This window comes from Streptomyces sp. NPDC059832 (genome assembly GCF_042731715.1).
GTDB lineage: Bacteria > Actinomycetota > Actinomycetes > Streptomycetales > Streptomycetaceae > Streptomyces.
Window position 1 is genome coordinate 557,971 of sequence record NZ_JBHWIY010000003.1, and the last position, 7,671, is coordinate 565,641.

A 7,671-nucleotide genomic window follows, 5' to 3' on the forward strand; every position below is an offset into this window, starting at 1 on the left:
GTGCGCCGGGCCGCGGCGTCCTCAGTTCCCCTTCCGTCGGCGCCCCATGAGCACCAGGAAGCCGATGCCGGCGAGCACGAGCACCCCGGTCAGGGTCGTCCCCTTCACGTCCCCGGTGCCCCCGCTCCCCGCTCCGGCGGACGAGGCCGACGCGTCGCCGCCCCGGGACGGCGACTTCCCGCCGCCCGCGCCGCCGCTGTCCACATCCACCCGTTCCACGTCGCTCTGCTCCCCCTCCGAGCCGAACATCAGCGCCGAGCCGTCCGCCGTGTACGTCACGGATTCGGCCTGTCGCTGGATCGGCGCCCGGACCGCGTGGTCGGCGCCGAGCCTGCCGTTCTCGAAGACGTAACCACGGGCGCTGAAGTACGAGCGCAGCACCAGCTCCTTGCCGTCCGGCGAGAACGCCCCGTCCGTCACCCACGGCACCTCACCCACCCGCCGGAAGACGTTGGTGGCTCCGGTGGTCAGCTTCGCCGGGCCCTCGTACAGCCCGCCGCCATCCTCGTTCTTCGACGCGATGTAGACGCGCCCGGTCATGGGGTGGACCATCAGCGCCTCGGCGTTGCGCGGGCCGTCCGCGTACTTCACGTCGAACTGGGTGGCGCCGACGGTCGCGTCCTTCAGCTGCTTCGGCTCCGGGAAGCGGTAGATCCAGACGTGGTCCCAGCTGCCGTTCAGGTTGTCGCCGATGTCACCGACGTACAGATTGCCGTCGGGTCCCAGCGAGATGGCCTCCACGTCGCGGGGTTCGCCCACCCCTTTCATGGTGATGGTCGCCACGGTCTTCCCGGTCCGGGAGTCGACGGCGTAGACGTACGGCCCGTCGTCGCTGTCGTTGTGCGTCCAGTAGATGCCGGGGTGGGCGCGGCTCGCGGCGAGGCCGCTGGACTCGGTGATCCGGGGGTCCTCGATCGTGAAGCTCCGGTCGGCTCCGTCGTCGGCCACGGCCGGAGCCGACCCGGCGAGGAGGAGCAGCGCGGCGGCTCCGGACACAGTCAGGTACGAACGCATGGCACAAGTGTCCATCGTCACGTCGCAGGCGGCAGGAGCGATCCGCGATGATGACGCCATGCGGTTCACGTTTGTCGGCGATTCCATGACCATCGGCTGCGCCGGCGACTTCACCTGGCGCTACCGGATGTGGCAGCACCTCACCGCCGCCCTCGGTGAGCCGTTCGCGATCGTCGGGCCGCGCAGCACGCTGTACGACACGGCGGCGGGCGCCCCGGTCAGTCACGCGTACGGCGCGCCGGACTTCCCCGCCGACGCCCGCACCCACCTGGCCGGCTGGGGCGAGGGCTGGCTGCACATGGCCCCGGTGATCGCCGGCACGGTGGCCGGACACCGCACGGACGTCCTGCTCGTCTCGCTCGGCCTGATAGACCTCGGGTTCTACACGGACAGCGCACAGACCGCCCTGAACGCAAGGGCGTTCATCGCGGCGGCGCGCACCGCGAACCCGCACGTCAAGATGGTCCTCATGCCCGTGATACCGAACATCCGGGCCGAGTCGGACGCCCCGTTCGCCGCCGAGTGCGACCGCTTCAACGAACTGCTGGCGAAGGCCGTCGCCGACCTCGACGACCCGATGTCCCCGGTCCTGCTGGCCTCCCGCCCCCCGGGGTACGACATCCACGAGGACACGTACGACGGAACGCACCCCGGTCCCACCGGCGAGCACGCGCTGGCGGGCGCGTTCGCCGACGCGATGCATCAGGCGTGGGGACTGGGCGGCCCGTACACGCCCCGCCCGTGACCGGACGCGTCGCGCCCCGGCGGAGTCAACCGGTCGCCGGACCTCCGGCTCCGAGCCCGGGGGCGGGGCGGCTCACCGCTCCGAGGAAGGCCGGGCCCTCACATGCATCCGCTCCCCCTGCTGCCCGAACAGGCTGAGGAATTCGACCGGATCGGGCCCGGCGCTGGCCCAGGCGTGCGGCGTACGCGTATCGAACTCGGCGACCTCGCCGGCCGTGAGCACCAGATCGTGCTCCCCCAGCAGCAGCCGCAACCGCCCCGCCAGCACGTACAGCCACTCGTATCCCTCGTGCACCCGCTGCTCCAGCGGCCCCGTGGCCCCACGGCCGCCGGGCAGGATCTGCTTGTACGCGTGCAGTCCGCCGAGGTGCCGGGTGAGCGGTACGAACGTCATGCCGTCGCGGGTGAAGGGGCGGAAGTGGATGCGCGGGTCGCCGGTGGCCGGGGCGCCGACCAGTTCGTCCAGCTGCACCCCGTACGCCTTGGCCAGCGGCAGCAGCAGTTCGAGCGTGGGCTTGCGGCCGCCCGACTCCAGGCGCGAGAGGGTGCTGAGGGAGATCCCGGTCGTCTCGGCGAGCTGCGCCAGGGTCGTGCCGCGTTCCTGGCGCAGGGCCCGCAGGCGCGGGCCGACGCCTGTCAGGACCGTCGTGATCTCGTCGTCCGGTCGTTCCGCGTGCTCCGCGCCGTCTTCCATCTCCCCATTATTTGCAGTCCCGGCGCCGGACGCGTCAGGACGACAGGATCATGGCCAGCGAGAGCCGGGTCAGCTCGTCGGTCAGCCACTCGGCGTCGACCTGGCGGGGCCGACGGCCGTGGTGGGCCATGAGTTCGTCCACCGCGTGGTTCAGCACCGTGACGGTCACCGTGTGGTCGCTCGGCACCGCCTCGCCCCGGCGCACGGCACGCTCGGCCTCGGACGTCAGGAACTCGATCCACATCGCCCGCCAGGTCGCCAGGTGCCTGTCCACCTCGCGGCTCACCCCGAGCACCTCGACGAAGGCCACCCGGGCCGCGCACCGGTCCTCGGTGACCGCCTTCACGTAGGCCTCGAAGAGCAGCCGGACCCGTTCCGACGTCGGGCAGTCCTCCATGCCCTCCGCCATCAGCGCGTTCTCGGCGGCGCGCAGCCCGTAGGTCGCCACCTCGTCGTACAGCGCCATCAGCAGCACCTCCCGGGAGAGGAACTCCTGCTGGAAGACGTGGACGGGCACCTTCGCCCGAGCGCACAGCTCCTCGACGCCCGTGCGCGCGTACCCGTACGCGCCGAACAACTCGCGCCCTGCCCGCAGGAGTCGGTCCCGTGCTCCCAGGAGCTCCATGGACTGCCCGGCCGCCCCGTTCCGCCGGCTCGCCACGACACCCGTCATCGGTCCTCCTTCGTCGTCCGTACCGCTGCCCCCACTCTCCCCGCTCCGCCCGGTCGGTGGTGGGTCCGCCACGCACTCCGGCCCGCGCAGGGTGGTACCCCGGCCAAGTCCGATTACCCATCGAACCGTCGCTGGTATGGGGGGCGTTCGCGGCTCTCCCGCTCCCTCGGCCCACCTCCCGGACTCCATCACCTCCGGGCCTCCCTCGCCTCCGGAACTCTCCAAGAAACCACCGTCGGGGGGCGCGAAACCTGCCTCTTCACGCCTCGGCGCGGGTGCCCCGGCGCCCGGAGCAGGCCCGCACGACGGGGGTCTCGACCCCGTCTCCGGCCGCCCGCCACGCTGCCGCCGACGGGTTTCGCCGGCACCTTCCCAACTGGGCCCCCGGGCCCCGCGGATCTACGCTTTCCCCTGGTGGAAAGGGGGGTCCACATGGACCGGAACATACGCACGACGGATGACGTACTGAGGCTCATGGACGGCCTGTTCGCACGGGATGCCGACCGGTGGACGGCCGACGCGAGCTCCTGGTGGGACGGCTTCTACGCGGACCGGGAGAAGCCCGTGCCGTTCTTCGTGGCGAAGCCGGACGAGAACCTCGCCTCGTACGCGGACCGCGGGCTGATCGCCCCGGGCCGTGCCCTGGAGCTCGGCTGCGGGCCGGGCCGCAACGCCGTCCATCTGGCGTCCCTGGGCTTCGAGGTCGACGCGGTGGACCTGTCCCCCTCGGCCCTCGCGTGGGCCGAGGACCGCGCCCGCGAGGCCGGGGCCGACGTCCGGTTCCATCGCGGCGACGTCTTCGCCCTCACGTCGACGGAACTGACCGGCCCGTACGACCTCGTCTACGACTCCGGCTGCTTCCACCACCTGCCGCCGCACCGCCGCATCAGCTACCTCGCCCTGCTCGACAGCGTCCTCGCCCCCGGCGGCTGCTTCGCCCTCACCTGCTTCGCGTCCGGCGAGGGCGGCATGGGCTCCGAACTCCCCGACGAGGCCTTCTACGACCGGGGCGGCCTGCGGGGCGGCCTTGCCTACACACCGGAGTCGTTGCGCCGGATCTTCTCGGACCTGACGGAGGTCGAGCTCCGCCGGATGCAGGACGAACCGTCCGACTCCCCGCTCTTCGGCGAGCCCTTCCTCTGGACGGCCCTGTTCCGCCGGACCGCCGGGGAGGGCGTCTGACCGACTGGGGGCGGGCGGCGGAAGCGGGAGTCAGGAAGCCGCGGTGCCGCCCCGGCCCGCGTCGGCGTCCAGCGCCGGGGCGATCACGTCGAAGGCCCGGTCCAGCAACGCGACGGGATCCTCGGCGCCGTCGCCGGCACTCCACCGCTCCAGCACCGCGTCGAAGGCGGTCAGCGCCATCCCGGCGGCCAGCCGCGGGTACAGATCGGCGTCGGACCCGAGCCCCGTCCGCTGCGCCAGCTCCGCCGTCAGCTCCTCGCGCCACTGCGCCTGACGCTCCATGAAGCGTGCCCGCAGGGCGGGCGTACGCAGGATCAGCTGGACCACGCGCAGCGCCCGCTCGGAGTGGTCGGGGTGAGCGCAGGCGGCGAGGGAGACGGAGACGGCGCGCAGCAGCGCCACCGAGGGGCGCTCCCCGGCCGGGCGGGCCGCCAGCTCCTCGCGCATACCGGCGCCCATGTCGGCCAGGAACTGGACGACCACGTCCTCCTTGGACGCGAAGTAGCGGAAGAACGTCCGCTTGGACACACCGGCGGCGGTCACGATCTCGTCGACGGTGACCGCGTCGAACCCTTTCGACGCCAGCAGTTGCAGCGCCGCTTCGGTCAGCTCGCCCGAGACGAGACGGCGTTTGCGCTGGGCCATGGTCACTTCGGGGCGGGAGCTCACCCCCTCATGGTAACCCCATGCCTTCTGTGGCACTCGGGAGACTTCTTGACACCGAGTGCCACTGGGGGCAACGTGTGTCACATGACACGGCAACAGCACTGGACCACCGAGCAGATCCCGGACCAGACCGGCCGGGTGTGCGTCGTCACCGGAGCCAACAGCGGCCTGGGGCTGGCGACCACCCGGGCGCTCGCCCTCCGGGGCGGACACGTGATCCTCGCCGTACGCGACGAGGAGAAGGGCCGCCGGGCGGCCGCGGAGATCGCCGCCGAGCAGCCGGACGCCGACCTGGAGGTGCGCCGTCTCGATCTGGCGGACCTCGACTCGGTCCGGGCCTTCGCCGACCGGCTGCGCGCCGACCATCCACGACTGGACGTGCTCGTCAACAACGCCGGGGTGATGGCACCGCCCCGGTCGCTGAGCGCACAGGGCCACGAACTCCAGTTCGCCTGCAACCACTTGGGCCACTTCGCGCTCACCGGGCTACTGCTCGACCTGCTGTCCGTCGGGCGCGATCCCCGTGTGGTCACGGTGAGTTCACCCAACCACCGGCAGGGACGGCTCTTCCTCGACGACCTCTCGGGGGAGCGCTCGTACGCGCCGATGGGGTTCTACAACCAGTCGAAGTTCGCCAACGCCGTCTTCGGCCGGGAACTCCATCTGCGGCTGACCGCGGCCGGCAGCCCGGTGCTCAGCCTGCTCGCCCACCCCGGCTACACCTCCACCAACCTGCAGACGAGCGCGCCGGTCGGCCTGGTGAAGCTGCTGTACGGCCGCGTGCTCCGCCCGCTCGCCCAGACCCCGGCGCGCGGCGCACTGCCGCAGCTGTACGCGGCGACCCACCCGGACGTACGGGGCGGCGAGTTCATCGGGCCGGACGGCCCGGCCGAGCTGCGCGGCGGGCCGACCCGGGTGCGGCTGGCCCCGGCGGCAGCGGATGCCGGGACGGGGCGCCGTCTGTGGGAGCTGTCGGAACGGCTGACCGACGTACGGTTCGCGTTCCCGGCCCCGGGGCCCGTCGATTCCTCCGGGACACCGCACGGCCGGTGAAGCGTGGGCTTCACCGGCCGCGGTGTGTTCGTGGGCGTGGCGCCGGCCGGCGCCGGCCGGTCAGGCCTTGCCGGTACAGATCGCGTCGTACGGCCGCCCCGGGCTCGGGAACAGCTCCAGCGGCTTGCTTCCGACCGGGCACTGCTCGGCCGTCTTCGTCAGGTCGAGCACCTTGCTCACACCGCTTCCCCCGCTGCCGCAGGCGACCTCCTTGGCCTGGTCGTCCACGCAGTCGCCCTTCACCAGCTGGCCGCCGCCCGCACCGGCGTCACCGGGGTGGTCGCCGGTCAGGTTGCGGCCACAGATGGTCTTGCTGGGGATGCCGGACTTGGCGTCACCCGAACCGAAGGAGACCTTCACCGAGATGATCGCGTCCGTGCCGGCCGGGCACTGGATGGAATCGGAGAAGATGGCGCCGTCCTTGATCTCCAGGGCCTTGAGCGTCGCCTTGGAGTCGCCGCAGTCCAGGGGCTGGTAGGCGTCCTTCTCGCTGCTGTCGGGCCCGGCGCAGTCGCCGACCTTCCAGTCCTTGGCCGCGTGGGTCCCGTCGCTCGACGACTTGTTGCAGGCGGTGGCCGCCCCCAGCACGAGTGCGACGGCCAGCACCGCCTTCGAGCCGTTCAGGAGAGCCGTACGGGAGCTGCGTCGCGAGGAGGATACGGTGCTGCTCCGGCTGCCGCTTCGAGGTCGCGTGCTGCCGTTAACTCTCATGCTGCTCCTTCGAGTTGCGTGTATGGGGCGCGGCCCGCACGGCACTCGGCGTGGCCCGCGCGTGGTGGCGCGCCTGATGACGACAGGACCGGGCGCCGCGGTTCCCGATCCGGCCGATTCAGCGGGCCCGCGCGGGAAGGGCGGCGAACGCCACGTCCGCGGCGTGCGGCACGACCTCCAGATCGCTGCCGAGGGCCCATTCGGCGACCCGTGAGACCGCGGCGGCCGGGATCCTGTCGCTGATTCCGGGCGCGGCCGGGATGTCGTGCGTCGCGTGGGCGTCGTGCGGCATGACGACCCGGTACCCCAGCGCCAACGCCGTACGGGCCGTCGCCTGTACGCACATCTCGGACATCACGCCGCAGATGGCGAGCGCCCGTACCCCCGACCCGGTCAACAGGCCCTCCAGGGGCGTCCCGTGGAACCCGTCGTCCCTGGTCTTGCGGATCACGACCTCCGTGGGCGAGGCCTCGACGGCGTGGTGGAGCTCCCACCCGGGCGTGCCCGGCTCGTCCCCCGCTCCGGGCTGCCCGTCGTTCTGTACGTGGACGACGAGCGCACCGCCCCTGCGTGCCCGAGCGATCAGATCCGTCGTCCGGTCCAGGAGCCGGGCCGCCTCGGGCACCGCCCGGTCACCGCCGACCGCGTCCGCCTGAACGTCCACAACGACCAGTGCCTGTACGGGAAGTGCGCGATTGCTCATGGAGCCATCATGTCCGCCGTCGCCGGGCACCTCCACCTGTTTGAATCGGAAGGTGCTTCCACGCACCACCGGGCCCGTTGGTAGGGTCTTCAGCTCAATGTGATGTGAGCGCATGCATGGAACGGGGAAAACCGGCATGAAGTTCGACATGGGGGCGCAGGTTCTGACGAATCTGTCGTCGAAGTCGCGTGGGTCGAGTGATGATCTGGGTACGTTGATTCGTCAGTTGTT

The 7,671-nt window shown here is 71.7% G+C and carries 9 protein-coding genes; 3 read left to right on the plus strand and 6 right to left on the minus strand.

What is annotated here, in order from left to right; genetic code table 11:
* Positions 1-21 precede the first annotated feature (21 nt).
* Positions 22-1,014, minus strand: a complete 993-nt coding sequence (locus ACFV8T_RS07815; RefSeq protein WP_385325529.1) for a WD40 repeat domain-containing protein — start codon at positions 1,012-1,014, stop codon at positions 22-24.
* Between the two features lie 58 nt (positions 1,015-1,072).
* On the opposite strand from ACFV8T_RS07815, the gene ACFV8T_RS07820 reads away from it, so the two are divergent.
* Positions 1,073-1,759, plus strand: coding sequence for a GDSL-type esterase/lipase family protein (locus tag ACFV8T_RS07820; RefSeq protein ID WP_385325530.1), 687 nt, complete (start codon positions 1,073-1,075; stop codon positions 1,757-1,759).
* 72 nt (positions 1,760-1,831) lie between these two features.
* Here ACFV8T_RS07820 and ACFV8T_RS07825 read toward each other — a convergent pair whose 3' ends face one another.
* Both ACFV8T_RS07825 and ACFV8T_RS07830 read right to left on the minus strand, forming a co-directional pair.
* Entirely contained in the window at positions 1,832-2,452 is a 621-nt protein-coding gene (locus ACFV8T_RS07825) for a helix-turn-helix domain-containing protein (RefSeq protein ID WP_385325531.1), read from the minus strand.
* 34 nt (positions 2,453-2,486) lie between these two features.
* A complete protein-coding gene (locus ACFV8T_RS07830; protein ID WP_385325580.1) occupies positions 2,487-3,077 on the minus strand; it encodes a TetR/AcrR family transcriptional regulator in 591 nt (196 codons plus the stop codon).
* Positions 3,078-3,557: 480 nt separating this feature from the next.
* Between ACFV8T_RS07830 and ACFV8T_RS07835 the strand changes: the two genes are divergently transcribed.
* Entirely contained in the window at positions 3,558-4,307 is a 750-nt protein-coding gene (locus ACFV8T_RS07835; protein WP_385325532.1) for a class I SAM-dependent methyltransferase, read from the plus strand.
* A 30-nt stretch (positions 4,308-4,337) separates the two neighbouring features.
* Here ACFV8T_RS07835 and ACFV8T_RS07840 read toward each other — a convergent pair whose 3' ends face one another.
* Positions 4,338-4,952: a TetR family transcriptional regulator gene (locus ACFV8T_RS07840; protein WP_385325581.1), complete on the minus strand. Its 615-nt coding sequence runs from the start codon at positions 4,950-4,952 to the stop codon at positions 4,338-4,340.
* Positions 4,953-5,057: 105 nt separating this feature from the next.
* Here ACFV8T_RS07840 and ACFV8T_RS07845 point away from each other — a divergent pair, with 105 nt between their 5' ends.
* Positions 5,058-6,026, plus strand: coding sequence for an oxidoreductase (locus tag ACFV8T_RS07845; protein WP_385325534.1), 969 nt, complete (start codon positions 5,058-5,060; stop codon positions 6,024-6,026).
* Between the two features lie 60 nt (positions 6,027-6,086).
* Here the strand turns inward: ACFV8T_RS07845 and ACFV8T_RS07850 are convergent, their stop codons facing one another.
* Both ACFV8T_RS07850 and ACFV8T_RS07855 read right to left on the minus strand, forming a co-directional pair.
* On the minus strand, positions 6,087-6,737 hold the full coding sequence (locus ACFV8T_RS07850; protein WP_385325536.1) for a hypothetical protein: 651 nt from the start codon (positions 6,735-6,737) through the stop codon (positions 6,087-6,089).
* 118 nt (positions 6,738-6,855) lie between these two features.
* A complete protein-coding gene (locus ACFV8T_RS07855) occupies positions 6,856-7,440 on the minus strand; it encodes an isochorismatase family protein (protein ID WP_385325537.1) in 585 nt (194 codons plus the stop codon).
* Between the last annotated feature and the right edge of the window lie 231 nt (positions 7,441-7,671).